Consider the following 26,082-nt stretch of genomic DNA (forward strand, 5'->3'; position numbering starts at 1 on the left):
TTATGAAATGGGACGAATTTTTCGTTACAGGTGAGCCGATGATCTATGGCGCTATGGCAAGTATTGTGCTTGCCACGATCGCTATCATTGGCGGTTTAACCTACTTTAAAAAATGGGGCTACTTGTGGAGAGAATGGCTCACTACAGTTGACCATAAAAAAATCGGTGTTATGTACATCATTGCCGCTCTACTCATGCTATTCCGCGGTGGCGTAGATGCTGTAATGATGCGTATTCAGCTAGCTGTACCTGATAATACCTTCTTAAATTCGCAGCATTACAATGAGGTCTTTACAACACACGGTATTATCATGATCCTCTTTATGGCGATGCCGTTTATCATTGGACTCATGAACGTGGTTATTCCTCTTCAAATCGGTGCGAGAGACGTAGCATTCCCGCGTCTTAATGCCGTTAGCTTCTGGCTGTTTTTCGCAGGTGCGATGCTATTTAACATCTCCTTTGTTATTGGTGGATCGCCTGACGCTGGATGGACTGCTTACTTCCCGTTGGCAAGTAAAGAATTCAGTCCTACAGTAGGTAACAACTACTACTCCATTGCTTTACAAATTGCGGGTATTGGTACACTGATGACCGGTGTTAACTTTACTGCAACCATTTTAAAAATGCGTGCTCCTGGTATGAAAATGATGCACATACCAATGTTTACATGGTCTGTTCTTATTACTTGCGTGATCATCATGTTTGCCTTCCCTGTCTTAACAGTAGCGTTGGCACTAATGATGTTTGATCGTCTATTTGATAGTCAGTTCTTTACAATGGCTAACGGCGGTATGGATATGCTATGGGCCAACCTGTTCTGGATTTGGGGTCACCCTGAGGTATATATCGTTGTTCTGCCTGCGTTCGGTATCTATAGCGAAATCATCGCTACTTTCTCGAAAAAGAACCTTTATGGATATACTTCCATGGTTGTCAGTATGGTAGCTATTTCCTTGCTTTCTTTCGTAGTTTGGGCTCACCATTTCTATACAATGGGTCACGGCAGTGCGGTGAATGGATTCTTCTCGATCACCACAATGGCCATAGCAGTCCCGACAGGGGTAAAAATATTCAACTGGCTCTTCACACTGCGTAAGGGTCGGATTGAATTTACGACACCAATGCTTTATTCACTAGCCTTTATCCCGATCTTTACGATTGGTGGGGTAACAGGTGTTATGCTTGCGATGGCTAGTGCTGACTACCAATACCACAACACCATGTTCCTAGTAGCTCACTTCCATTATGTGTTGATTCCTGGTACGGTGTTTGCGGTTATTGCCGGTATGTACTACTGGTTCCCGAAAGTCTTTGGTTTTAAATTGAATGAACGTCTAGGTAAAATCAGCTTCTGGGTTATTGCTGTTTCCTTTAACGCGACATTCCTGCCTCTATTCTTCCTAGGATTGAATGGTATGACACGTCGTATGTACACATACTCTGCTGGAACCGGCTTTGGTCCGCTCAATCTGATTGCTACCATCGGGTCTATTGGTTTAACGCTTGGCTTTATCTTATTGGTTTACAACATCTATTGGAGCTGCCGTTACAGTCCGCGCGATGTAAACGGAGACCCATGGGGTGGACGTACGCTAGAATGGAGCACACACAGTCCTGTACCTGAGTACAACTTTGCAGTGATGCCTAATCACACTGGTCGTGACGCCTTCTGGTTTGCAAAACAAAAAAATCTACCGATGTTTACGGATAAAATTGAACCGATTCACATGCCAAATAACAGCGGGCAACCGTTTATTCTTGGTATAATCTTCTTCTTCTTTGGATTCTTCCTAGTATTTAGCTGGTGGACTCCTGCGATTATCTCAGGAATTCTGGTCATCGTCATGCTAGCTGTTCGCTCGTTTGAACGAGATCATGGCAAACACATTCCCGTTAAGGAAATCATCGAGACTGAGGAAAGATTGCGGGGTGATCGTGTATGAAAATAGATAAATCCCTTCCGCTTGAATATCGTACGGAAGAGAATCAATTAAAGATTTTGGGATTCTGGCTATTCTTAGGTGCCGAGATCGTACTGTTCTCTACCCTATTTGCTGTATATTTTACTTTGTGGCAACGTACAGGTCACGGCCCTACAGCCTCTCATCTTTTTGAGCTAAAAGGCGTTATGATTGAAACGATCCTCCTGTTAACCAGTAGTTTCGTTTGTGGACTAGCTATTCACAGCATGCGTCTTGGTTTTAAAAAGCCTACATTAGTCTTTTTGCTCATTACTCTTTTACTAGGATTAGGCTTCCTAGGTGTTGAGATTTTTGAGTTTATCACTTACGTTAATGAAGGTGCTACTCTGCAAACCAGTGCCTTTCTATCAAGCTTATTTGTTCTGTTAGGCACACATGGAGCGCACGTTACCTTTGGTCTATTATGGGGAATGGGAATCATTATGCAGATGAAGCGTGAAGGTATTAATGAGATAACCGCAAACAAGACTTTCATCTTCTCCCTATACTGGCACTTCCTTGACGTTGTCTGGATCTTTATCTTCAGCTTTGTCTACTTGAAAGGATTGATGTAATATGAAACAGCTATTCCCGATTCGTCACGTCATGGGATATATCTTTTCCCTCATCCTTTCTCTGGTTGCCTTAGCCGTCGTCTTTTGGGACATGTCACCAGTAGTAGGAATGACCATCCTGTCGGTATGTGCTATTATTCAAGCGTCCTTGCAGTTGTTTGTCTTCATGCATATCAATGAAGAAAACTCAACAGCAAACTCGCTGTATCTGAATGTTGGTTACGCCCTATTTGTAGGCTTAGTCACCATTTTCGGTACTTTATTCACAATGATTTGGGGATACTAATTTTTCCCTACGTAGTATAAATAGGTGCTAGCTTACCGGGTCAGCGTACAGAAATAATCAAATTCTGTACGCTGGCCTTTTTTGCGTAAAGAAACGCTAGAGGAACAAGCTGCTCCCATGAAAAGGGCTTTTGTTTCAATGGTTTTCCCTCAGGTCTCTTTGTAACCTTTTTGAAACCTATTCATCTCGCCCTCCCCCTATACTTATGTGTAGAGATACAAGAGATAATCAGGGGGACACTGCAATCATGAGAAAGCTTTTACTGGGTGCCATGGCACTTCTACTTGTCATACTAGCCTTGGGTTGCTCTCATCATACATCTCCTTCAGTCGGGCACATTGCAATAAAAGAAGAGCAAACAGCAGGTGCCACCCTATCAAAGGATGGTATACATAAAAGTAAGGAAGGTACATTTTCCTTTTGAATTACCGCTAACTGGAGAGGATTCGATAAAGCTATCAAACTATCTGGTGAAAAAACTCAAGAAATGGCGCCAATGGCAAAACGCGTTTCTTCATTCCTACTTTCCTTAAACGAACCAGACTCCTTAAAATCAATCGCAGCATATCGCAATTTTTGAGCATGTACGTGGCTGTAGAATTTACGGATATGGCTAAAGCAGTGTTACCTATTTCTACATAATCAAATATGGTTGAACATTTTTGACTTGCTTATCTATCAAAACAGCACCTAGCAGACGCTAAAGTCTACGAGGTGTTGTTTTTTCTCTATTGATTTCCCCCACAGGATAGGATTACCTATGATAACTTACCTACATTTCCTTAAAATAAGGTTGTTCCTTTATATTTTTTTTGTATAATGAAGACTGTTATTTAGCTCAACAAATACGATATGTTAGCGAAAAGGATGAACATAATGAATATACAGCCGCTATTTTTACAACCTGTTTTTCAAGAACGCATTTGGGGCGGAACCGCCTTACGTGATCGTTTTCCATACGATATTCCTTCTGATAAAACCGGTGAATGCTGGGCCATTTCTGCCCATCCAAACGGTATGTGTGTCGTGCTAAACGGTCCTCATCAGGGAAAAACATTAGCAGACCTCTGGGAAAACAATAAAGAATTGTTTGACCACCATCAAAGCGAAAAGTTCCCACTGTTGACCAAAATTCTTGATGCCAATGATGATTTATCGGTCCAAGTACACCCTAATGATGAATACGCTCATAAGCACGAGAATGGGGAATATGGAAAGACAGAATGCTGGTACATCATTGATTGTGACGAGGATGCTGAGCTAGTATTTGGGCATAACGCAAAATCAAAGGCAGAAGTAGAAGAGATGATCATGGGCGGTAAATGGTCTGATTTCTTGCGTAAAGTAAAAATCAAGCCGGGTGATTTCTTCTATGTCCCTAGTGGAACAATTCATGCCCTGTGCCAAGGAACGCTGGTGCTAGAAACACAACAAAGCTCTGACACTACTTATCGTGTATATGACTATGATCGTGTGGATGATCAGGGGAAAAAACGCGATCTACACCTAAAGAAAGCAATTGACGTAACCACTGCACCACATGTTGATACAAACCCAACCATTACGGTACAAAAAAACGGCGATGCTACCATCACGACGTACGTAACAAATGAATTCTTCTCTGTATACAAATGGGAAATCAGTGGTACGGCTACCTTTGAACAGGATCAAGCTTTCTTATTAGTAAGCGTGTTAGCGGGTACAGGTACCCTTGAAAAGGATGGGCAATCCTTTGCATTAAAGAAAGGGGACCACTTCATCCTTCCAGCTCAATTTGGGACATATAAGCTGACTGGCTCCTTAGAAGTAATGGTTTCACACCCATAAATAAAGAAATACATGAAGCAAAAAGTAGCCTGTAGAATAACTAGGCTACTTTTTGGCTCTTATTGACACAATACTACTAGTGAATTCTTGCCTACCTTTCACTGGAGAGGAGATTGCTATGAAGGTATTAGTTGTGGACGATGAAAATAGTTTACAAAATCTAATACGCCTGACATTAGAAATAGAGGGTCATCAGGTGCTAGTGGCAGCTAATGGAGAAGAGGCTTTAGCTCAATGGGAGCAACAACCAGACATGATTATCTTAGATGTCATGCTCCCTGACATAGATGGCTATCAACTATTGCGGGAATTCCGTGAGAAGGATAGCGATATTCCCATCATTATGCTAACGGCTAAAGGGCAAATTAATGATAAATTATTAGGCTTGCAGCTTGGTGCTGATGATTATATCACCAAGCCCTTTCATAGTACGGAGCTTCTACTTCGGATTAAAATCATTGAACGACGTATGGAAAAAATGAAAGAGAAGCCGGACCCGGATAATCTGAAAATTGATCGCTTTCTCATCCATCCGAACGAGCGAAAAGTATTTCTTGACGGAAAAGAAATAACCCTAACGTACAGAGAATATGATTTGTTGTTTTTGTTACTAAAAAATAGACAACGCGTATTTACCCGAGATGACCTTCTAATGAAGGTTTGGAAGTTCGAATATCCAGACAATACACGTGCCGTCGATATCATGATCCAACGCTTGCGCAAAAAACTAGGTTCATACGGAGATAAAATTAAAACCGTATATGGTGTAGGCTATAAAATTGATTGTTAGGTGAGAGTATGACACTTAAAAAAAACTTAAATGTAACGATCCTGGCTATTTTAATTCCTGTCATGCTCCTCTTGTACGTTGTCTTGATTGTTACGTTACAGAAAAATGTTTTTACAAATGCAGTAACTTCTTTTCAAAAGTTAAGCGTTGAAGCTCAAATCTATAGCATTAATTATGTTGAGCGGGAAAAATCGGAGGCCACTGTGACTTTGCAAAATGGTGCCCCTCTAATCGCTTCTTATTTGTCTAAACGCTTAGGTACTCGTACACAAATCATCGGTATAAATAGTGAGGTACTAGCTGATACAAAACGAACGGCTTTTCCCAATTTAAACCTCGATATCGTTCAAGCTTTAGATGGGAAAAAAGCATACATGATAGAAAAATCCACATCAGCACCCCTGTTGCTATTCTCTAGTCCGATTTACGTACACGGAAAAGTGATTGGTGTTGTTCGCTTTATTCATGAGCTTGAGCAAGAAGACTTATTAATTAGCAACTTCAATAAAACATTTATGATTTCTTGTATTCTCATGTTTGTTGCTGTAGCACTCTTTGCCCATAGATTTGCCATTTCTTTGAGCAGACCGATTGAGAAATTACGCGACATGGCCCAGCAATTAGCCAATGGAAAGTACCAATGCAAAATCGAACTACAGGATTATGAAGAGATTAAACAGCTTTCCCAATCGTTTAATGTGATGGCCCATGCCATTGAACTGCACATAACTCAGCTTCAAGAGGAAAAGGTAAAACAAAAGGATTTTTTAGATCGGGTCACTCATGAATTAAAAACGCCGCTGACTGCCATTATGGGATACGCCAATTTAATTCCCCGATTAGAAAATAAACAAGACGTAAAGGATTGTCTAAGGCACATTTCTATCGAAAGCGAACGCCTACTTGCATTGGTAGAAGAATTGCTGAAAACCTCTAAATATGGAAACAGTCCATTTAACGTCTCACCTACGATATGTGATATTCAACCGATTTTAAAAGAAGCTGTCTTTAGTGTCCAACCACGATTAAATAAATACAAGATCACGATTTACAATCATGTCGAATCTGCAAAAATAGTAGCTGATCAAGATAAAACAAAGCAGATTTTTTTAAACCTATTAGACAATGCGATTAAATATAGTGATGCATCCTTCCTTGAGTTTCATGTGGAAATCGCTGAACATAGCTTAACCCTTGTTATACACGATGATGGCATTGGAATCAGTGAGGAAATGCTTGACCAAATTAAGCATGCACCACCGAATGAATCGCTTCAGTCTAGTTTCGGCAATGGCTTCGGGTTGTTATTATGCCGGGAGCTTATGAAAAAACAGGGTGGTAGCATGGATATTGCTTCTGATGAAATAACCGGTACAACCGTACGTTTACTTTTCCCTACCCCCGCTGGATTGGAACATATTGCTAAGTGAAACCGCTTAAATAATACATTTACGAAACAATTGAGATGTAATTCCGAAATAATCGTTGGTTATCTTATGAGGAGAGCAAGAAACATGAAAAAAATATTAAGACCAGCTTTGCTTTTCATCATCATGCTTATACTCTTATCTTCCGTTGGCTACTCCCTGCAAGAAAGTCTCTATCGGAAAGTAGTCGTGATAGAAGATCAGAATGAAGTGTTGAAAAAAGTAAGCGATTCCTTGCCCGTGGAAGCGATGATACACCACGAAAAATGGGGAGTCGTAAACATTACTGATGAGGTTTTGCTATACTCAATCATTTCTTACATTGATCTTATTAAAAAAGAAAATGATCCGCTCGTTGTTTCAGGAGATAAGAGAGTAACCATGTTCTCTGGCAAGATCCGTTATCTTAATGGGGTTGAGCATAGATTTCAGTTAGAAAATGCTTTTACCTTCGATGAGCTAACGTATGGCCAGAAGTATGATACTCCCATTTTATCTGCTTTTCGGACACATCTGCTTCGCTTGTTTTATTCATCGAACCAGTTTGCAGAGTTTACCCAAAAGGCTAAGGACGTTTTTGTCAAAAAAACGGTGGCCGATTCCGGTAAACGCATTCATGAAAAGGTTTTCTTGATTGAAAAACTAAAGCAAGCGTACGAAATTAAGGATACGTCCGAAATTAAGCAGCTCACCTTCCAGAAACAGCAGCCGCTCGGCATCATCACCGTCTATAAGAATGGCAAACAGAAAAGGAATGACCGTAACGATATTCTTACTTTTATCGTTTATGAGAAATACTTTATTGTTCAGTATTTAGGCGATGATAATGGGAATTCCATCTATATGACTGGGCGTTTAGCAGAACTCTTATAAAGAAAGTAAAGGCTGATCTATGATGACGAAACGTTTATTCTTTTTCTTGCTGTTAAGTATTTGTTCCTTATTACTTGTTAGTTGTTCCAAAGAAGTGAATCCTATTACCTATGATAAACATGGGATTCCTCGTTTAAAAGGTCATCACCTTGTTGCCTATGTTGCTTCTCGTGAAGAAGTAGGAAATGCTTTGCTATCATCCTTTTGCCAAGAAACCGGCTGCACGTATGAATTCATGCGTTTATCTACAGAAGATATTCTGCGCCGGGTTGCACAGGAGAAAAATAACCCTCAAGCTGATTTAGTTATCGGCGGCACGGTCGACGCTCATATCACAATGAAAAATGAGAAGCTGTCAGAGCCCGTTATCAGCAAGAACGGCTCCCACATTCCCGCAGAAACAAAGGATGAGGATGGTTACTGGTATGGCTATGAGATCGAACAGTTATCTATAGCTATTAACGCAGACCGCTGGCACAAAGAGATTGAACCGTTAGGATTATCATTTCCAACAAAATGGGCCGATTTGTTGCATCCTGCTTATAAGAACCAAATCGTGATGTCCAACCCTAATTTCTCCGGCACGGCCTACACATTTATTTTATCCTTATTTGAAACATTAGGTGAAAAGCAGGCAATCGACTATATTACACGTTTACATCCAAATATAGCTGCTCTAACTGTAAACGGCTACATGCCGGCACAGTTAGTAAGTTCTGGAGAGTATCTCATTGGAATTAACTTTCTGGGGGATCAGCGAAAGCTACGCGAAGCCGGCTTCCCACTGATCAGCATTGTCCCTGAAGATACAGGATTAGCTGTCAATGCTCTCTCTAAGATTAAGCATGCACCAAACGGACTTGTTGCTGATTTATTTATTGATTATTCGTTGTCCAAACAAGCAGCAAAGGTATTAGAACGTGTATCATATGGGATTCCTACCGTACAACAAGAAAAGATGAATAGGTTGAATATGGATGTTATACAGATTCATGAGTCTATGAAATGGCATGATACCATCATCAAACTTTGGAACAAATTACGAGATACAAAACAACCTCAAGGAGAATGATTCATGTTTGGATGGTTAAAGCAAGCTCCAGCCGCACCTCGTCTACCTGAACATATGATCGCTAAAATGTACAAGATCTTCCGTATCCGTACATTGATCGGAATTTTCATCGGTTATGCTGGTTATTATTTAGTTCGTAGTAACTTCGCACTTTCTACAACCTACTTAAAAAGTGACTTTGGTTTTACTACAACTCAAATCGGTCTATTAAGCTCTGTTATGGCTATTACCTATGGTGTAAGTAAATTCTTTATGGGTAACCTGGCAGACAAGGCTCATACACAACGCTTTATTGCTTTTGGTTTAGTACTGTCTGCCTTGGCTAACATTTTCTTTGGTTTCACTTCTAGCTTTGGTCTGTTTATCGTTTTATTGTTCATGAATGGTATGTTCCAAGGTATGGGGGCTCCTCCATGCAGTATCGTAATGGCAAAGTGGTTCTCCAAGAAAGAACGCGGAACAAAAATGGGTATCTGGAATTGCTCTCATAATATTGGTGGCGGTATCATCGCTCCAATCGTTGGTGTGGGTCTAGGTATTTTCGGTACACAATTCTGGCAAGCAGGTGTATACATCTTCCCAGCAGCTCTAGCTATTCTTATTGCGATTTTTGTATGGTTCTGCGGTAAAGATACGCCTCAATCTTGCGGACTTCCGCCAATTGACGAGTATCGTAACGATTATGATGATGTAAAAGATGAATCAAATGGTACTGATCTATCTCCTAAAGAGATCTTGATGAAATATGTTGTGAAAAACAAATTTGTGTGGTTCCTCTGCTTTGCTAACGCATTTGTTTACTTGATTCGCTTCGGTGTATTGAACTGGGTTCCTCTATACCTAACAGATGTAAAAAGCTTTACGCAAGCACAATCCCATATGGCATATCTTGCATTTGAATGGGCTGCGATCCCAAGCTCCCTACTTGTTGGTTGGTTGAGCGACCGTGTGTTTAAAGGTAATCGTATGCCATTATGTATCATTAGTATGGTAGGCGTTGTACTTGCAACATTGGTATATTGGAAATCTTCCAACGTACTAGCAATCAGTATTGCGGTATCTGTTATCGGTTGTTTGATCTATGTACCACAATTTTTAATCGGGCTATCCGCTATCGACTTCGTACCAAAGTTCGCTGTAGGTACAGCAGTAGGTATGACAGGATTGTTCGGTTATGTAGGCGGTAGCTTCGTAGCTAATGCCGTAATCGGATTTTTAGTTGATGCTTCTGGCTGGGATGGTGGCTTCATGCTAATGCTAGCTGGCGGTGTTGCAGCTAGTGCCTTCCTAATCCTTATTCAAATGGGACAAAAGAAGCAAAAAGAAAAACTAGCATAACAGCGGTTTAAAAATAAAGAATGAGGGATGTCTCTTATGATGGAGACATCCCTCATTTTTTTGCTTCCATAAAAAATACAGATAAAAACTTCCTTACATTTATGCGACATTTCGTAGTTTTTTCGCCGGCCTCAAGCTCCTTCATTCGCAACCTCACCTCTTTGAAATCAAATAAGCGAGGAGCAAAATGTTCAAATGTAGGATTCGCATAATCGGTTAAGCCTAACGAGGATAAATGTGTAAAGGCTTGTAGCACCATTCGGCGAATCCGTTGCTCCATAGCTCGAACTTCCTTTACAAGTACCTGCTCATCTATTTTATTAGACATTCTTTGCAATACCCGGGCATACAGCTCCTTTAGCTGCATATCCCGCAATAAATGCCCCCCACGTTCTTCCGTAGCCAGCCATTGAATCATGGCAAAAAGATCACGTGCCCCTGCCTCACCTGCAATTCCTAGCTGTAGTAAGAGCTGGCGGGCACTTTGTTCCAGATGGTTCTGTTCAAACGTTCCCAGACGTGGCGCATGAAAGCCTTGATACCCCTGATTAAGCTGTTCCTTCCCCTTAATATCCAATATCTGAAGCGATTTGCGAATAGATTGTAAGGATGCTTCCAATGAGAGATGGTCGGCTACCCGTTTTAATACGGAAAGCACCTCAAGCTTATTAATCGGCTTTTGAATAAAGGTATCTATTCCTTGTAAGTACGCTTCCCCGATCATTTCCTTATTTTCTACCTGCGATACCATGATAAATTTACCGGTAAAGCCCTCCCCTTGAAGCTTTTTAATCGTCTGTATGCCATCCATCCCTGGCATTAATAAGTCAATTAAAACAACGTCTACACCATATAACTGGTCAATCGAAACATGGATACCATCGCTTGCTTGTCCAATGATTTCCCCTAGCTTGCTTTCATGAATCAGTCTCTCCAGCATCCTACGTACAACAGCATCATCTTCAATTAGGAAAAACCGAAGCATAAGCCCCCCTCCTCTCTTAGCAACTGATCGGTTGGTATTCTCACCTCAAAATGTGTGATTGGTTCTGATTCATGCATGATCCTGAGTGTACCATCCAAGCTATGTATGATGCCTTTTGCATGCGTAAGGCCTATGCCTGTAGAGGGCTTTCCTTCTCTGTCATACTTTGTGGTATAGCCTAGTTCAAACACCCATTCCCGATCTTCCTGCAAAATACCCGCCCCATTGTCCCTAACATGAAAAATAATTTCTCTCTTATCAAAACCCACTGAAAGCTCAATTTTTCCTTCAATAGGAATGGCCTCTACTGCATTGGCTACCAGATTATTTAACACAGAGAGTAGCTCATAAATTTGACTAGTGGACAGATTAACATCGCACTTCCCGGTGAACTGTATCCTCTTTCCCATCATTTCGGCATATTTCTGATTTGCGCGTATAACTAATCCACATAATTCCGATATGGATAGCTGAGGCGCTAATTCCTTTTGATTAATAATTTTTAATAATCCAGCCAGCATGCGTTGAGAATCCTTTTTTACCTCATGCACATGCTCCGCTATGTGTAAGGCTCTTGATGATTCAGTATTTTCTGACGATAAAAGCTGTCGATATAATTGATAGCTCTCTCTGGTAATTTCCTCCAATTGCGTCATCGATTTACGCAGGTAAAAGGTTTCCTCATACAAACCGGTGTTAATCATTCGTAGCCGTTCCAGCTCCTGCTGTCTAACTTCCCCTACCGCTCGTACTTGGCGAATGGAAAAACTATTATATAGACCCACCGCAAAGAAGCTGCGCAGGGCTCCAAAGAACAAAAGCACCAATATACTTTCTCCCCAACTGGCAGGAGCTACTCCACTTATCTCACGTACCCACAGCTCTACTAAATTTGAAGCACAGTCTATCGTAGCGCCTATCAGCCCTAACAGTACCGGAGATTCTACATAGCGGCGGGCGCTCACTATCTGAAACAATAACGTGAAGCTACAATAATAAAAGACGGAGGGCAAATGAATGAACAAGCTTTCTTGCCAGACTGTCCCGTATGCCACAATGTCCAAGCCTACCCGAAACCACATAGTAAACGCACCCGTTAACAATCCAATCAGCAATACTGGCACTGACTGGAACCACAATAACCCGAAGAAGAAGGCAGCAATCCCTAACGAAAACCGAAACGTCCCTCCAAATGGATTCACTTTCATCTCTCCAAAAAAGGCGGTTGCTAGCATAATTATCAGCAATAACAGAAGACGTTCGCGCATAAAACCTCCTTTTCTAAAAAAAGAAAAATCTCTTTCCCCTATTTTACTAGGAAAAAGAGATGTGCAAAACCATTTCCTTTATATATGTTTATTTTCTAAGCGTTTAGAGACTCGTGACAAGCTGTAATTCACTACAAAATACATCATCGCCACCATCAAAAAGGTTGGTATCACATAATTAACGTTTCGGCCGTTAATAATTTGGGCATGATTCATTAATTCTGGCAGCGCAATAACAACTGCAAGCGATGTATCCTTAAGTAAGGAGATAAATTGACTTACAATAGGCGGAACCATTTTACGCAGAGCTTGCGGAAGCACCACATGCCAAAGTGTTTGCATATAAGATAGACCGGATGAACGTGCCGCTTCTATCTGCCCCCTATCAACTGAATGCAAACCGCTGCGAACAATTTCAGACAGCATAGCCGCTTCAAAAATTACCAGTGCTAAAATAGCCGCTGCTACCTTATCCAGCTTTAAGCCAACCTCTGGCAAGGCAAAATACGTGAAAAAAATGATTAACAGAAGCGGCAAATTACGAATAAGCTCAACCACCGTAGCAAGCGCCTGTGACACAACAGGAATCCGAGCATATCGCATGGTTCCGATCATAATCGCAATAGCAAAGCTCAAGACAATCGAAATGAATGCTACTTTGAGCGTAACCCCAAAGCCTTCTACCAAAAAGACAAGATACTGAGGAGAGTATGCTCCGATAAAATCCATATATGCCCTCCCCTTTATTTATGGCTCGCCAAGCGTCGCTCCAGATATCCTACGAGGAAGCTTAGCGGCAGAGTTATCATGAGATAAAAAATAGCAACAAATATATAAACATCAAATGTAACAAAGGTCTCGGCCGATATCAGATCACCAAAATACATTAAATCAAGGCCAGCAATCACCCCAAGTATCGAGGAATTTTTCACTAGATTGATAAATTGATTCCCCATGGGTGGAATTACAACTTTAAACGCCTGCGGCAAGATAATGTAGCGCATGGTTTGTACGTAAGTAAGGCCTGACGAACGCGCTGCCTCACTCTGCCCCTTAGGTATAGCCATGATCCCTGCGCGTATCGTTTCGGCAATAAACGCCGCTGTGTAGACTGTAAGCCCCAGCGTACCAGCCAGAAACGGTTTTAATACAATTCCCAATGCAGGTAACCCCACAAAAAATAAAAACACAACCAGAAGGAGAGGAATATTTCGAATAAATTCTACATATGCTACCCCTATCCAATTTAGTGGGCGTACTGGTGCAATACAAAAAACGGCAATAATTGTCCCTAATAACAAGCTTCCCGCTAATGCCAGCACACTCGCTTTAAGCGTATTTCCAAAGCCTTCTATAAATAGATCGGAGTGCTCTAAAAGAATAGAAAAATCGATCATCTTTGCTGTAATCCCCCTTTATCTTCATGACATAAAGGAATGAGCGGTAGGGAGGACGCCCATTCCATTCAGGTCTTCAAATCACTCGGGTCTAATTTTTTGGCTTTTCACCAATCCATTTTTCGTAAAGCTTGTCATATTCACCATTTTGCTTCATTTCCTTTAGGAGTTCGTTGACCAATGCTACGAATTCCGCATCACCCTTTGGCAAAGCAATTCCATAGGGTTCTTCCGTAAATGTTCCCTCTACGACACGGAAATTCGGATCTTGTTTAGCCATTCCGTATAACAAAGCATTATCTGTAGTTAACGCATCACCTTGTCCTGCCTTTAATGCTGTAAAGGCTTCTGCATAGTTTTCAAATTCAAGAACCTCTGCCTCTGGAGCATTTTCACGTATGTTTTTGGCTGAAGTAGAGCCCTTTGCCGTCACTACTTTTTTACCCTTTGTAAAATCCTCAAGACCTTTGATAGTGCTGTCTTTCTTCACGAGGAAGGACTGACCGGCCATGAAGTATACGTCAGAGAAATCGACTTCCTTCTTGCGTTCATCAGTAATTGTCATCGTGGCAATAATGGAATCAATCTCTCCGTTTTTTAACATCGGAATACGAGTCTTAGAGGTTACTTCCTTCAATTCAATTTTATTTTCATCGCCTAGAATTTTTTTAGCAATTGCCTTCGCTATATCAATATCAAAGCCTTCGACATTCCCCGTGGCTGGATCTTTTAACCCAAATAAATTCAAATCATACTTAACCCCGACTACGTACTTGCCTCGCTCTTTAATCTTGGCTACTGTACTAGTAGTCGCTGCGGCCTTTCCTGATGAGCTAGCCCCATCCTGTGTTTTACTAGACCCACATGCTGCTAGTGATGTTGCGCTCAACATCACTGCCAAGCCTACACCCAATACTTTTTTCCAGGTTTTATTTGCTTTCATTTGATTACCCCTTTTCCTTATTTTTATCTAGAAAAGATTAATGATTTAAAATCCGGCTTAAAAATAACTGGGCCCGCTCCTCACGTGGATTGGCAAAGAACTGATCGGGATGCGCTTCCTCCAATATTTGGCCTTGATCCATAAAGACAATTCGATCAGCCACCTCACGTGCGAAGCCCATTTCATGTGTTACCACGACCATCGTCATTCCTTCTTTAGCGAGCTTTTTCATTACATCAAGAACCTCTCCGATCGTTTCCGGGTCAAGTGCAGATGTAGGCTCATCGAACAGCATAATTTTGGGCTTCATGGCTAGCCCGCGAGCAATGGCGACACGTTGTTGCTGACCTCCGGATAATTGGGAGGGTAGCTTATCCGCTTTATCAGGTATCCCGACTTTCTCTAAGTAAGACATCGCCGTCTCTTTTGCTTCTTTCTCAGAAATACCCAACACCTTCATGGGAGCTAATGTGATGTTTTGCAGCACAGTCTTGTGCGGATACAGGTTAAAATGCTGAAACACCATACCGATATCGCGACGAAGCCGATTAATATCGGTATTTTTGTCATTGACCTTGATGTTGTCTACAATCAGTTCTCCATTTGAAATCGTTTCTAGGCGATTCATACAGCGAACTAATGTGCTTTTCCCAGACCCGGAAGGCCCGATGACCACGACAACCTCTCCCTGGTTGATGTGAAGATTAATGTTTTTAAGCACGTGGAAATTTCCGTAATGTTTGTTCACTTGATGAAAGCTAATCAACCAGAATCCCCCTTATTTATGGTTTTATATTTCGTATCGTAAAGAGAACCTACCCGATTCTACAGAAAAATACAAAGAATTTTCTTTTTATTAGAATTTTTAAATAAAATGAAAGCTACTCTCCCTATCAAGCTACATAAAGCAGTAAGCCTGTTCCTCTCTGTTGTCCATGTTCTACCTAATTTTTTCTACCTGTTTTGGTAAATAAACGTAACAAAGTTTCCTACTAGAACGTCTAAAGCTAATAGAGCATTTTTTTAAAAAAATCTATTGATTCGGGAGGATTGTAAGAATGAAGCTTCGCCAGTTATTCGCCCTGCTTCTTTTGTTCACACTATGCATCCCCATGATGGGCCAGTCAGTGCAAGCTCAGGCTTCCCAGGGGATTAGTATCTACCTGGATGGACAAAGAATAAATAGTGATGTCCCACCGTACATCATTCCAAAAGTAAATGTCACCATGGTTCCGCTTCGTGTTATCAGCGAAGGCCTAGGTGCCCAGGCTAATTGGGATCAATCTAAGCAAACCGTGACAATTCGTAAGCCAGACACCAACATAAGCATGACCGTAAAGCAAAATTATGCAACGGTAAACGGATCGGAAGTTAACTTAGACTCTTCCGTAGTAAACAAGCAAGGTCGTGTCATCGTTCCGCTACGCTTTGTAAGTCAACAATTAGGTCTTCAAGTAGCTTGGGATCAGCCTACACAAACCATCACACTGCAATCAGGCAACCAAGCTAATTCTAATCAATTGCCACCACCAGATATTGTAGGCCCGGAAAACGGACTATACCCTGAATATCCTGGCAATGTCATCAGTCCTGAAAATACAAACCCTGGTTTCCCTCCTAATCCCGGAGTGCCTACTACCACCGAGCGTTCTTTGCGAGGTGTTTGGGTATCTACCGTTTATAATTTAGATTGGCCTTCCGCCGCTTCCTATAGCAATATGGGCAAACAACAACAGGAGTACATACAATTGCTAGACTCTATACAGGGAATGGGCTTAAATACTGTATTTGTCCAGGTTCGTCCTTCGGCAGATGCCTTTTATCCATCATCACTAGTTCCATGGTCTAAATACCTGACAGGAACACAAGGAAAAAACCCTGGCTATGATCCTCTTGCTTTTATGATTGAAGAAACACATAAACGCGGTATGGAGTTTCACGCTTGGTTTAACCCTTTTAGAGCTAACGTTGATGCAAACACCGATCAATTAGCTGCTAACCATGTAGCAAAACTCCATCCAGAGTGGATCATTAATGCGAAAAACAAGCTCTACATTAACCCGGGAATACCTGAAGCACGTCAACAAATCATCACGGAAATTATGGAGGTAGTAAACCGATACCAAATCGATGGCGTTCATCTGGACGATTACTTCTATCCGTCTGACGGGGTATTCCCTGATGACGCTACCTTCAAGGCTTATAACTTCAACTCGTTTGCCACAAAAGCGGAGTGGCGCCGCGATAATATTAATCAATTTGTTCGTCAACTAGGGGAAGCCATTCATAGCGCTAAGCCACAAGTACAATATGGTATAAGTCCATTTGGTGTATGGCGCAATAAATCGATGGACAGTACCGGATCGGACACAAAAGCCGGCGTGACTGCTTATGACAATATGCATGCAGACGTTCGTACATGGATTAAGCAAGGCTGGATTGATTATGTTATGCCGCAAATCTACTGGAGCTTCTCCTTCTCTGCTGCCCAGTACGACAAGCTCGTTACTTGGTGGGCAAATGAAGTGAATGGAACCAATGTGAAGCTATATGTAGGGCATTCTCCTTATAAGCTGGGAACAAAGGAAGCAGGCTGGCAATCAGCTCAGGAGATTATTAATCAATTGCAGTTTAATACTCAGTTCCCTCAGGTAAAGGGCGATGTCTTCTTTAGCGTTAAGGATCTTCGTAAGAATCCGCTTGGAATCGCTGATTTGCTAAGAAGCTATTACGGTAAATAGCAAAGGAATATTGGGAGTACGCAAAAACCCCCTCCTCACCCATTTAAAAGGGCGCAGGAGGGGGTTTGGTATGTTGGGGGTCTATCTATATCATATGCAATTACTTCGTTAGCTTCTCGACAATAAAATCAAGCTGTCCCTCTAACGAAATGGGGTCATTAAATACAGAGGAGTTTTTATCCATTGTAAATACGCGATCGTTTTTGACAGCAGGTAGTGATTTCCAAATACTACTATTATAAACAACCTCAGGATTGGCATCATCTCCGGACCATGCGCTTGTAAAAATATAATCGCCTGCATAGGAAGGTAACGTTTCAAGAGATAAACTTCCAAATCCAGTACCACTATCAATGACTTCCTTCTGAATAATAGCTGGTGCTTTTAGCTGCAATTCGTTGTAGAGTACTTCGCCTCCTCTCGAAAAATTGCTACCGAATACATAAATACCCTTAGAGTAGGGATTTAGTATGGAAACCGTTTTGTCGCCTACTACTGCCTTCACTCTTGGCTTGGCTTCTGCTACCTTTTTATCCCACTTCGCAATCCACTCGTTAGCCTTATCCTCTCTATTTGTTATCTTACCAAATTCTCTTACCTGCTCTCTTACATCTTTCTTACCGTACTCAACCGCTACTGTGGGAGCGATTTTTTGCAATTGGTCAATGTTCTCTGCCCCACTGAAGGTAATAATTAAGTCAGGCTTAAGCTCCATAATCTTTTCAGTTGACGTGCCATCCCCGATATTTTGAATCCCATCTAGTTTTTCTTTAAGATAAATGTTATGAAAAGCCTTTTGCGGAATTCCTACTGGCTTGATACCAAGGGCCAAAATATCACCGACGTAAATTTCTTCAGCAACCACCACACGCTTGGGGTCTTTGGGAATGTGGACCTCTCCATTTATCGCTGTGTAGGAGATCGTTTCACTTCCAGCATTGGCACCATTTTTGCCTGCTGTCTCAGTAATATTATTAGAATTCCCGCAAGCACTCAAAACCCCTGTTAGACAAATGGTCAGCATAACCTTGCGAGCTGTTTTAAACCCTCCGAATCTCATAAAAGCCTCCCTAGTTTCATTCGATAATAATGATAATCAATATCATAATAAAAATCATACCTGAATCTATAAGGTGGCGCAAGACTGTCAATGTAGGCATATCGCATATAAATGCCAGAAGGAGTGTTGATCAGCAAAAAAACTGCTCCTCTTCAAGAGAGAAGCAGTCATCTGCAAGTCTGGTTTCATGCTGTAATCCTTACACTTTAAAACGCTCTAATTCCTCCTGCATTTGCTTTGTCATGCCTGCAAGCGAACTTGCCGTTGCATGAACTTCCTGAGCTGCTGCAGAAGCTTGTTCCGAGGTTGCAGCGATTTCTTCTGAGGAAGCTGCTACTTCTTCAGAAATGCTAGAGCTTGTTTCTACTTTTTCTAAAATCTCTTCTTTTTGTTTTTGCATTTGTTGTGCAGAGTAGCTAATTTGCTCCAGTTTCGGATTGATGTTCTCTATTTCGCGAATAATTTCACGGAAGGAGCTCATTGCCAAATCCATTTCCTCTTTTTGACCAGACATAGCTTGACTCATTGATCTTGCATTTTCTAGCATCTGATCGGAATCAGAGGAGACAGAGGTAATCATATCTGCAATCATTTGAGCTGACTGGCGAGATTGCTCTGCTAATTTGCGCACCTCATCTGCTACTACAGCGAAGCCTCGTCCCGACTCACCTGCACGTGCAGCTTCTATAGCCGCATTTAAAGCTAATAGGTTTGTTTGTTCGGCAATCTCATTGATGGCTGTCGTAATATGATGTACACCATTTAAATTTTCATTTGCTGCAACGATTCTATCAATAAATTCTTTAAAAATTTGATTCACCTGTTCTACCGATACAATCAATTTGTCCATGTTTTCATTGCTTTCACTTGCTCTTGCATGAATGTTTTTCCCGTTGTGGTCCACGTCCTCGATAGAGGCTACCATGTCATCTAAGCCTTTGCCATAGGAAGTCAGAATTTCACTGATTTCGACAAGCTCTTCTGTTTGAGAAGTTACTCCAGTAGCTACCTCTTGAATTGAATTGGAAACCGTTTCTGTCGCTGTACTCATCTCTTGCGAAATACTACTTAGATTATGGGAGGAACGATCAATTTCAGTCGACTGCTTTTGAATAACGCCAATTAAGCCACCAAAGGATCGTTTCATATCCTCAAGCAGGTGTGACATATCACCGATTTCATCACGGCGGTTTAGTAGCTTCTGATCAATAGCCGTAGATAGCTCACCTTTAGCCATGAAGGAGAAGATATTTTTGAAGCCTTGAATCGAACGTGATAGAGAATACGAGTAGTAATAAACCGCAATACCTCCAAGAAGCAGGAAGACGGAGGAAATAGCAAATAAATAGTTGCGCATGATAACCGTTCCATTCAACAGGTCATCCTGCTCAATATAGATAGCAAGTCCGCCGCCAGTAAGTGGAATAGGGGCAAAGCCTACATATTTTTTTACGCCGTTATATTCGTAAGACCCTGTACCATTGACCCCACTAATCATTTTTTGGTCTAGCTCAGCCAAATCACGGAGCGCAGGATCAGTTTCAGCCGCTTTTATGACGTTCTCTTGAGAAAAAACTAACTCCATATTTTCATGGGCTACTACCGTTCCTTGTTTATTAAGCGCATAAGCTCGTCCTGTTTTACTAAAAGTTAGGTCTGAAATCATTTCTAATAACTTATCAACTTTATACTCCATGTACAACACACTATTTATTTTTTCTTCTAAGTAGATAGGAGTTGCAAAAATGATGATTAACGAATTATTTTCCATAGAAACAATCACATCTGAAGTATTGGAATGACCAGCACGGGCATTCTTAAAATAGTCTCGCTGTGCGATGCTCGTATTCGATTGAGGTCCTAAAACCACTTTTCCCGAGAGATCAGCAATTCCCCATTTACTTGCTCCACGTTTTTTTATCAGCCGAGAAACACTATCTTGAGCTTCCTGTGGGTTGGTTTGATAGTTTTCGATTTCCTTGCGGGATGCTACTCCCTCAATGAACGTAACCTCATTTTTTAGCTTATCCTCATAATAATTGGCCGTTTGCTGGGCAAGAGGTGAAAGCATCGTTTCGGCTGTATTTTCAATTTGTTTTTGAGCGGTAAAATAAGCTAGCAACGTAAGCCCAATACATGTGGTAACAAGCAACCCACCAATGATAAAAAGCAGTTGCGCTTTAATCGATTTAAACTGAAGCCTAAAACTCAAAATAATCCCTCCACTTTCTGTGATATCCGTATTCGAATTTTTCTTGTACATTACTTTAATCGTACAAAACAGTAACAAAATCCATAGATAAACTGTTACAGATTTAATTTTAAATTTTATAAATATTTCTAAAAGTAAAATACCCGTCCAAAAAGGCCTCCCCCAAAATCAAAAAATAGGCAACGATCTACCCCAAATGGAAAGCTGATGCATGAATATGAAATAACTAGTAGACTAGATAGCAGAAAACAATTTCTAGCAATCGGAAGGTTCGTAACCAACTGGGTCAAAGCACTATCTCTAGGCTAGGTTCCTTTTGTTTTCAAGTTAACACTATGGATTGTTTTTTCGATGAGGATTACCATTTTTTATTCTGACGTAGAAGTAGTTTCGCGAGCTTTCGTGCTTTCGACGTTTCCCCTGCGTTATTGTTTCGATAATCTTGGGTAGGTGACTGACAGATGCAAATCAAGGAAATATCAGACAAACTTACTATTTCTCCACGTGCCATTCGCTTTTATGAAGAAAAGGGATTAGTAACACCAGCTAAAAATCAGGAGAACAACTATCGTGATTTTACAGAGAAAGACGTCTGGCGCCTGCAAACCATTATTGCCTTACGGGAAGTGGGAATGTCTATTCCTGATATTAAAGTGGCCCTAAAGCAAATCGATGAGGGTAATCATGACGAGCTTCAATATTACTTGGAGCTACAGCGGTATGTCATGTTTGCACAATGGCTGGAGCTGAAAGAAAACATTCGTACAACCGATCAAATGATAGAACGCTTGGTACAAAACAAGGAACTGTCGTTGGAGCAGATTTTTACTTTGGCAGAAGGCTCTAAACGTCTAAGAGACTTACGCAAAAACTGGCATGATAAGTGGAATTTTGATCATCAGGCTAGAACCCATGATGTGCATGTCTTATGTAACGAACAGAGCTTTCATATCTACCAAAACTACGAGGAAGCACTTGATATCACGCTTCAGTGGGTCGATCCTATTCCTAAAGAAAGAGGATTGGACATGGGCACAGGTACGGGGAATTTAGCAGCACGTTTTATAGAGAAAGGTATCCAGATGGCAGGTGTCGATCAATCAAAAGAAATGCTGAAGCAATGCAAACGCAAGTATCCACAGATGGAAACGAAACTGGGCAATTTCCTAGCCATTCCCTATCTGGACAATCAGTTTGATTTTATTGTGACCAGCTTTGCCTTCCACCATATTACAGATGCTCAAAAGCTGATGGCATTGGACGAAATGCGCCGAGTCTTACATCCACGCGGCCGGATTTGTATAACCGATTTGATGTTTGAAAATGAAAGACATAAAAAGCAATACCTAGATGGTTTGCTGAAACAGGGGAAAAGAGACATCCATACAGCTATTCAGGATAAATATTATGCAAATAGCGAACAGCTTCTCGATTGGTTTACTCGCAATGGGTATATTGTGAAGCACCAGAAACTACATGAGCTACTCTATGTCATGTATGCCGTCCCTATTAGATAGAGATGTGTCCCTTGGTATTGACCTTCTCGTAACGTCAAGCCTTATGCTAAAGTCCAACAACATATGAGGAGGGCTTTGCATGGCACAACCAAATCATCCCGATATCTATCAGAATCAAGCCGAGAAATACGAACGATTAATTTCAAAGCAACCAAGTCTCTATGCTGTAATGAACCAGATAAAACCGATTGAAAATACAGACATTATTGATCTGGGAGCCGGTACAGGTAGACTTACTACAGTGCTAGCTAAGCAGGCTAAATCCATCGTTGCTCTCGATGCATCCGAGGCTATGCTGCAAATAACAGCACACAAATTAAAACAAGCCGGTCTGCACAATTGGAGAACACAGGTGGCTGACAACCGCGCTCTTCCCGTAGCTAATGACTCTGCTGATCTATTAGTCTCAGGCTGGAGCATTGGCTATCTAGCAAACTCTACCGATCCTACTTGGAAGCATAATATCAAGCAGGTAATGGAGGAAATAAAGCGCGTCCTTCGCCCTGGCGGTACAGCTATTATTGTAGAAACAATGGGGACCGGATATGAAAATCCGCATCCCCCGGTATTTTTACAAAATTATTACAGATCACTAGAACAAGATTATGGCTTTTCTTTTTCTTGGATTAGATTGGATTATCATTTTGAGAGTGTAGAAGAAGCGACAGACCTGACAAGGTTTTTCTTTGGAGAGGAGGTAGCAGAAAAAGTGGCTAGCCAATCGCTCCTTCAGGTACCAGAGTGCGCAGGAATATGGACCTTACAGGTGTAACAAAAACAAAGACCATTCTTCGTCATCAGTCGAGGAATGGCTTTTTTATATGTTATACTACATATTATTAACAATCAGGTTATAAAAAGGAAGTGGTTATTTTGGATATTGGCAGAAACTCACTCTGCCCATGTGGGAGTGGCAAAAAATATAAAAAATGTTGTTTACCTAAAGATGAGCAACGCGAGTTCCTTCATTCATCATCAACAGGAACCAATCAAGTGTTGCATAAATATATTGATTTAGATTTAACATGGGATAACGAGAATTATATAACTACAGCCCACAATATTGTGAAGAATATGCAGGCAGATTACAAGCCTGACACCATTGCTGCCGCCATCAATTTATGGCATAAATACGCTCATGCTACCCATCCCGTAATCCGAAAAGCTGGAATCATAGAAGCTTCGATTGAATATTCGATTGCGACGATTATGGATATTCCCATCACTCAGGCGGCATTAGCAAGCAAATATAATGTCTCTGCCGGAACAATCTCCAAACGCGTACAGGACATGCTTGATAACGATTGGTTTACAGAACAGACGACTTCATAACAACTACAACAAAACCTAGCACGTCATTGAGGTACTTGTTTTGTACCTATTGATCCGTGCTAGGTTTTTATTTCATAACTTTACATGGTACTGGTTTTTTCCAAACTATTTTTCATGATCCTGTGGTGTACATCTTTAAACCCCACAAATTTCTTGCTTTCCTCACTCCACAGACGGAAGCGGAGTGATCTTAGACTTGATAGCAATGTAATGCTTCTCACGTCCCGTAAGAAGGCATTATTCTTATACGCCGAAGCCAAGTAATAGTTAGGTACACGCGGACTTAAATGGTGAATATGGTGAAAGCCAATATTTCCTGTAATCCAATGCAGGACCTTTGGCAATTTGTAAAAGGAGCTTCCCTGTAAGGCCGCTTTTACATAATCCCAATTCTCTTCTTGTTCAAAATACGTATCCTCAAACTGATGCTGTACATAAAACAACCATACACCTGCGGCACCTGAGATAAGAAAGATCGGTCCCTGAATGAGCAAAAACGCTTGCCAACCTAGAGTCCAGCATAGTACACCCGATAGGGAAACGATGCCTAGATTGGTTATATACGTATTGAGGCGTTCCTTTTGCCCTACGCCTTTGCGGTTAAATCGGTAATTAATCAAAAATATATAGATAGGGCCTAGACCAAACATGATGAATGGATTTCGATACAACCGATAGAACAACCGCTTACTAGGTGACAAGGCTACGTACTCATCTACTGTGAGTGTCCATACATCTCCCGTGCCTCGTTTATTTAAATTACTGCTTGTTGCGTGATGAATAGAGTGAGATCTCTTCCATTGCTCATAGGGGCAACACGTTAGAATTCCCGTAATCAAACCAACAATCTCGTTTGCCTTCCGATTTTTAAAGAAAGAGTAGTGGCAACAATCATGAAAGATTATAAATATGCGAATGAGAAAACCTCCAGCAGGTACAATCAATACTAGACTCAACCAATAGGATACGGATAAACATAGATATGCACCATACCAAAGCAGACAAAATGGGATCAATGTATTAATTAGCTGTCGTACACTATACTTGATCTGGGATTTTTCATAGGGGGCGATTTTCTTTCTCCAGTTAACTTGTTCTTCCAGCTTCACGCTAATAGTAATCTTCCTCTCTCTGAATCTTTCTTTTACAGTAAGTAACGCATGGATTCCGAATCAAAGGGGGAAGATGATTCATGCCCATCTATAGTACACTATAACAATGGAAAGGTTTTGATTGTTGTTACCCCTCTCTTTGTTAGCGACATATACGTTACGTTTCACTCGTAACTAATCGTACTTTTCCTTCCTAGCTACCTTTCATCATTATATTCGAAAACGGTTCTCAATTGCCTTATAATTTTTTGCCGAAATCCACCACTTTTCAGAAAATTTTTATTTTTAGTTCTGAAAATCATACTCCAGATTAATAGCTTACCAATAAGTGTATATAGTCTCTATGTGTCAATAAGACTCTGACAGAAATCGTCCTTCATGAACTTTAATTTTTGGTATATTAAATAGACAAGATATTCCACACTAAACTCGTTATTTTAAATGGCACATGTGAGTACCGAAATAAAAAAGAGAAGATAGCATATTAATGACCTATCTTCTCTCAATCTATTTCATTTGACAATCAATCTTCAATAATGCTGCTTTTACTATCCAATCACTCATCTCATTCATTATGATGTAAACAGCCATTTCATCGCCTGTGGGAAGTGCTTAATAAAGAAAAGCTCGTCATGCGTCCCGCCTTCTTCTACCACGAGCTTCAGTTGCTCCTTTGGAAATCCATTTCTGATTAAAAACTCATGAGCCTTATACGTATACTCAACCATATTAGCCTGAATGTTGTTCTTATAGATGCCTTCCAGACTTCCTACATACATGTACATTCGTTGCTTACTAGAACCAATCTGATGGTCTCGGATAAAATCTAGCAGTCCTTCAAACCATAAGGAAGCAGATAGCAAGCCTATACGTCCAAATACTTCAGGATACAGGTAAGCGGCATATAATGAAATCATTCCGCCAAAAGAGCCGCCGATTATTCCCGTATACTCCGCTTCCGCTTTTGTTCGATACACGGAATCTACATGAGGCTTTAACGTATGAACAACGTAAGAAAGGTACTCTGCGCCCTTACCACCAAAATCAGGGTAGCTGCTAAGCAGTGCTTTTGCAGGCCATGGCGTGTATTCATCATTTCGATTGTGCGGTGGGATACATACGAAAATCATTTCGGGTAGCTCCTTGGTAATGAAAAGATGCTCCAGCAAATTCATGCATGCAAGCACCAAATAGCTGCCATCCTGTACGTATACCACAGGAAAGCTCCCCCCGGCTTCATAAGTAGGAGGCAAGTAAATCATAATTTCTCTGTCTCCCACCGTTTCTGTAACGAAGACCTCTCTCATCTCCTTATCCCCCTTCTTATCATATCTTCATAAATAGTAGTTGAAATAGGGACACG

At 41.1% G+C, this 26,082-nt stretch carries 24 protein-coding genes; 14 read left to right on the forward strand and 10 right to left on the reverse strand.

Annotated features, from left to right (window positions below; genetic code table 11):
* Positions 1–2: 2 nt before the first annotated feature.
* The 10 genes from qoxB to BRLA_RS22105 all read left to right on the forward strand — a co-directional run bounded on the left by qoxB (position 3) and on the right by BRLA_RS22105 (position 10,152).
* Positions 3–1,946 (forward strand): cytochrome aa3 quinol oxidase subunit I, encoded by a 1,944-nt coding sequence (qoxB, locus tag BRLA_RS22065; protein ID WP_003334098.1) that lies wholly within the window; start codon positions 3–5, stop codon positions 1,944–1,946.
* Positions 1,943–2,539 carry a cytochrome aa3 quinol oxidase subunit III gene (gene qoxC / locus BRLA_RS22070; RefSeq protein ID WP_003334097.1) on the forward strand — a complete coding sequence of 199 codons (597 nt, stop codon included), beginning with the start codon at positions 1,943–1,945 and terminating at the stop codon, positions 2,537–2,539. The genes qoxB and qoxC overlap by 4 nt, the downstream gene beginning before the upstream one ends.
* A gap of 1 nt (position 2,540) precedes the next feature.
* Positions 2,541–2,825 carry a cytochrome aa3 quinol oxidase subunit IV gene (gene qoxD, locus BRLA_RS22075; protein WP_003334096.1) on the forward strand — a complete coding sequence of 95 codons (285 nt, stop codon included), beginning with the start codon at positions 2,541–2,543 and terminating at the stop codon, positions 2,823–2,825.
* Positions 2,826–3,072: 247 nt separating this feature from the next.
* Positions 3,073–3,249, forward strand: coding sequence for a hypothetical protein (locus tag BRLA_RS24420; RefSeq protein WP_003334095.1), 177 nt, complete (start codon positions 3,073–3,075; stop codon positions 3,247–3,249).
* A 452-nt stretch (positions 3,250–3,701) separates the two neighbouring features.
* Positions 3,702–4,652, forward strand: a complete 951-nt coding sequence (gene manA, locus BRLA_RS22080) for a mannose-6-phosphate isomerase, class I (RefSeq protein WP_003334094.1) — start codon at positions 3,702–3,704, stop codon at positions 4,650–4,652.
* A 118-nt stretch (positions 4,653–4,770) separates the two neighbouring features.
* Positions 4,771–5,442, forward strand: a complete 672-nt coding sequence (locus BRLA_RS22085; protein ID WP_003334093.1) for a response regulator transcription factor — start codon at positions 4,771–4,773, stop codon at positions 5,440–5,442.
* Positions 5,443–5,450: 8 nt separating this feature from the next.
* Positions 5,451–6,872 carry a sensor histidine kinase gene (locus BRLA_RS22090; protein WP_003334092.1) on the forward strand — a complete coding sequence of 474 codons (1,422 nt, stop codon included), beginning with the start codon at positions 5,451–5,453 and terminating at the stop codon, positions 6,870–6,872.
* Between the two features lie 84 nt (positions 6,873–6,956).
* Positions 6,957–7,742: a DUF3919 family protein gene (locus tag BRLA_RS22095; protein WP_003334091.1), complete on the forward strand. Its 786-nt coding sequence runs from the start codon at positions 6,957–6,959 to the stop codon at positions 7,740–7,742.
* A gap of 22 nt (positions 7,743–7,764) precedes the next feature.
* On the forward strand, positions 7,765–8,814 hold the full coding sequence (locus BRLA_RS22100; RefSeq protein ID WP_031309602.1) for an ABC transporter substrate-binding protein: 1,050 nt from the start codon (positions 7,765–7,767) through the stop codon (positions 8,812–8,814).
* 3 nt (positions 8,815–8,817) lie between these two features.
* Positions 8,818–10,152 (forward strand): MFS transporter, encoded by a 1,335-nt coding sequence (locus BRLA_RS22105; RefSeq protein WP_003334089.1) that lies wholly within the window; start codon positions 8,818–8,820, stop codon positions 10,150–10,152.
* Between the two features lie 52 nt (positions 10,153–10,204).
* Here BRLA_RS22105 and BRLA_RS22110 read toward each other — a convergent pair whose 3' ends face one another.
* The 6 genes from BRLA_RS22110 to BRLA_RS22135 all read right to left on the reverse strand — a co-directional run bounded on the left by BRLA_RS22110 (position 10,205) and on the right by BRLA_RS22135 (position 15,511).
* Positions 10,205–11,137 carry a response regulator gene (locus BRLA_RS22110; RefSeq protein ID WP_003334088.1) on the reverse strand — a complete coding sequence of 311 codons (933 nt, stop codon included), beginning with the start codon at positions 11,135–11,137 and terminating at the stop codon, positions 10,205–10,207.
* Entirely contained in the window at positions 11,119–12,405 is a 1,287-nt protein-coding gene (locus BRLA_RS22115) for an ATP-binding protein (protein WP_041752436.1), read from the reverse strand. The genes BRLA_RS22110 and BRLA_RS22115 overlap by 19 nt, the downstream gene beginning before the upstream one ends.
* Before the next feature lie 78 nt (positions 12,406–12,483).
* Positions 12,484–13,134: an amino acid ABC transporter permease gene (locus BRLA_RS22120; RefSeq protein WP_003334085.1), complete on the reverse strand. Its 651-nt coding sequence runs from the start codon at positions 13,132–13,134 to the stop codon at positions 12,484–12,486.
* Positions 13,135–13,148: 14 nt separating this feature from the next.
* The gene (locus tag BRLA_RS22125) at positions 13,149–13,802 is read right to left on the reverse strand and encodes an amino acid ABC transporter permease (protein WP_003334084.1); all 654 of its coding nucleotides are present in this window, start codon (positions 13,800–13,802) and stop codon (positions 13,149–13,151) included.
* A 91-nt stretch (positions 13,803–13,893) separates the two neighbouring features.
* A complete protein-coding gene (locus BRLA_RS22130; RefSeq protein ID WP_003334083.1) occupies positions 13,894–14,745 on the reverse strand; it encodes a glutamate ABC transporter substrate-binding protein in 852 nt (283 codons plus the stop codon).
* Positions 14,746–14,782: 37 nt separating this feature from the next.
* Positions 14,783–15,511 carry an amino acid ABC transporter ATP-binding protein gene (locus BRLA_RS22135; protein WP_003334082.1) on the reverse strand — a complete coding sequence of 243 codons (729 nt, stop codon included), beginning with the start codon at positions 15,509–15,511 and terminating at the stop codon, positions 14,783–14,785.
* A 292-nt stretch (positions 15,512–15,803) separates the two neighbouring features.
* Here BRLA_RS22135 and BRLA_RS22140 point away from each other — a divergent pair, with 292 nt between their 5' ends.
* Positions 15,804–17,486, forward strand: a complete 1,683-nt coding sequence (locus BRLA_RS22140; RefSeq protein ID WP_003334081.1) for a family 10 glycosylhydrolase — start codon at positions 15,804–15,806, stop codon at positions 17,484–17,486.
* A 100-nt stretch (positions 17,487–17,586) separates the two neighbouring features.
* Here the strand turns inward: BRLA_RS22140 and BRLA_RS22145 are convergent, their stop codons facing one another.
* Entirely contained in the window at positions 17,587–18,546 is a 960-nt protein-coding gene (locus BRLA_RS22145; RefSeq protein ID WP_003334080.1) for an iron-hydroxamate ABC transporter substrate-binding protein, read from the reverse strand.
* Between the two features lie 199 nt (positions 18,547–18,745).
* Positions 18,746–20,758 (reverse strand): methyl-accepting chemotaxis protein, encoded by a 2,013-nt coding sequence (locus tag BRLA_RS22150; RefSeq protein ID WP_003334079.1) that lies wholly within the window; start codon positions 20,756–20,758, stop codon positions 18,746–18,748.
* Positions 20,759–21,219: 461 nt separating this feature from the next.
* On the opposite strand from BRLA_RS22150, the gene BRLA_RS22155 reads away from it, so the two are divergent.
* From BRLA_RS22155 to BRLA_RS22165, 3 genes are all read left to right on the forward strand, one after another.
* The gene (locus tag BRLA_RS22155; RefSeq protein WP_003334078.1) at positions 21,220–22,275 is read left to right on the forward strand and encodes a MerR family transcriptional regulator; all 1,056 of its coding nucleotides are present in this window, start codon (positions 21,220–21,222) and stop codon (positions 22,273–22,275) included.
* A 79-nt stretch (positions 22,276–22,354) separates the two neighbouring features.
* Positions 22,355–23,047, forward strand: coding sequence for a class I SAM-dependent methyltransferase (locus BRLA_RS22160; RefSeq protein ID WP_003334077.1), 693 nt, complete (start codon positions 22,355–22,357; stop codon positions 23,045–23,047).
* 92 nt (positions 23,048–23,139) lie between these two features.
* On the forward strand, positions 23,140–23,607 hold the full coding sequence (locus BRLA_RS22165) for an SEC-C domain-containing protein (protein ID WP_003334076.1): 468 nt from the start codon (positions 23,140–23,142) through the stop codon (positions 23,605–23,607).
* Positions 23,608–23,687: 80 nt separating this feature from the next.
* Here BRLA_RS22165 and BRLA_RS22170 read toward each other — a convergent pair whose 3' ends face one another.
* On the reverse strand, positions 23,688–24,716 hold the full coding sequence (locus BRLA_RS22170; protein ID WP_003334075.1) for a Delta(5) desaturase DesA: 1,029 nt from the start codon (positions 24,714–24,716) through the stop codon (positions 23,688–23,690).
* Positions 24,717–25,291: 575 nt separating this feature from the next.
* Positions 25,292–26,026 (reverse strand): alpha/beta hydrolase, encoded by a 735-nt coding sequence (locus tag BRLA_RS22175; protein ID WP_003334074.1) that lies wholly within the window; start codon positions 26,024–26,026, stop codon positions 25,292–25,294.
* Positions 26,027–26,082 lie beyond the last annotated feature (56 nt).

The sequence above is a fragment of the Brevibacillus laterosporus LMG 15441 genome (genome assembly GCF_000219535.2).
Lineage (GTDB): Bacteria > Bacillota > Bacilli > Brevibacillales > Brevibacillaceae > Brevibacillus_B > Brevibacillus_B halotolerans.

Excerpts from the sequence above, each read along its gene's own strand:
- qoxB (WP_003334098.1), top strand. The coding sequence starts at position 3 with ATGAAATGGGACGAATTTTTCGTTACAGGTGAGCCGATGATCTATGGC.
- qoxC (WP_003334097.1), top strand. The coding sequence starts at position 1,943 with ATGAAAATAGATAAATCCCTTCCGCTTGAATATCGTACGGAAGAGAAT.
- qoxD (WP_003334096.1), top strand. The coding sequence starts at position 2,541 with ATGAAACAGCTATTCCCGATTCGTCACGTCATGGGATATATCTTTTCC.
- BRLA_RS24420 (WP_003334095.1), top strand. The coding sequence starts at position 3,073 with ATGAGAAAGCTTTTACTGGGTGCCATGGCACTTCTACTTGTCATACTA.
- manA (WP_003334094.1), top strand. The coding sequence starts at position 3,702 with ATGAATATACAGCCGCTATTTTTACAACCTGTTTTTCAAGAACGCATT.
- BRLA_RS22085 (WP_003334093.1), top strand. The coding sequence starts at position 4,771 with ATGAAGGTATTAGTTGTGGACGATGAAAATAGTTTACAAAATCTAATA.
- BRLA_RS22090 (WP_003334092.1), top strand. The coding sequence starts at position 5,451 with ATGACACTTAAAAAAAACTTAAATGTAACGATCCTGGCTATTTTAATT.
- BRLA_RS22095 (WP_003334091.1), top strand. The coding sequence starts at position 6,957 with ATGAAAAAAATATTAAGACCAGCTTTGCTTTTCATCATCATGCTTATA.
- BRLA_RS22100 (WP_031309602.1), top strand. The coding sequence starts at position 7,765 with ATGACGAAACGTTTATTCTTTTTCTTGCTGTTAAGTATTTGTTCCTTA.
- BRLA_RS22105 (WP_003334089.1), top strand. The coding sequence starts at position 8,818 with ATGTTTGGATGGTTAAAGCAAGCTCCAGCCGCACCTCGTCTACCTGAA.
- BRLA_RS22110 (WP_003334088.1), bottom strand. The coding sequence starts at position 11,137 with ATGCTTCGGTTTTTCCTAATTGAAGATGATGCTGTTGTACGTAGGATG.
- BRLA_RS22115 (WP_041752436.1), bottom strand. The coding sequence starts at position 12,405 with ATGCGCGAACGTCTTCTGTTATTGCTGATAATTATGCTAGCAACCGCC.
- BRLA_RS22120 (WP_003334085.1), bottom strand. The coding sequence starts at position 13,134 with ATGGATTTTATCGGAGCATACTCTCCTCAGTATCTTGTCTTTTTGGTA.
- BRLA_RS22125 (WP_003334084.1), bottom strand. The coding sequence starts at position 13,802 with ATGATCGATTTTTCTATTCTTTTAGAGCACTCCGATCTATTTATAGAA.
- BRLA_RS22130 (WP_003334083.1), bottom strand. The coding sequence starts at position 14,745 with ATGAAAGCAAATAAAACCTGGAAAAAAGTATTGGGTGTAGGCTTGGCA.
- BRLA_RS22140 (WP_003334081.1), top strand. The coding sequence starts at position 15,804 with ATGAAGCTTCGCCAGTTATTCGCCCTGCTTCTTTTGTTCACACTATGC.
- BRLA_RS22145 (WP_003334080.1), bottom strand. The coding sequence starts at position 18,546 with ATGAGATTCGGAGGGTTTAAAACAGCTCGCAAGGTTATGCTGACCATT.
- BRLA_RS22155 (WP_003334078.1), top strand. The coding sequence starts at position 21,220 with ATGCAAATCAAGGAAATATCAGACAAACTTACTATTTCTCCACGTGCC.
- BRLA_RS22160 (WP_003334077.1), top strand. The coding sequence starts at position 22,355 with ATGGCACAACCAAATCATCCCGATATCTATCAGAATCAAGCCGAGAAA.
- BRLA_RS22175 (WP_003334074.1), bottom strand. The coding sequence starts at position 26,026 with ATGAGAGAGGTCTTCGTTACAGAAACGGTGGGAGACAGAGAAATTATG.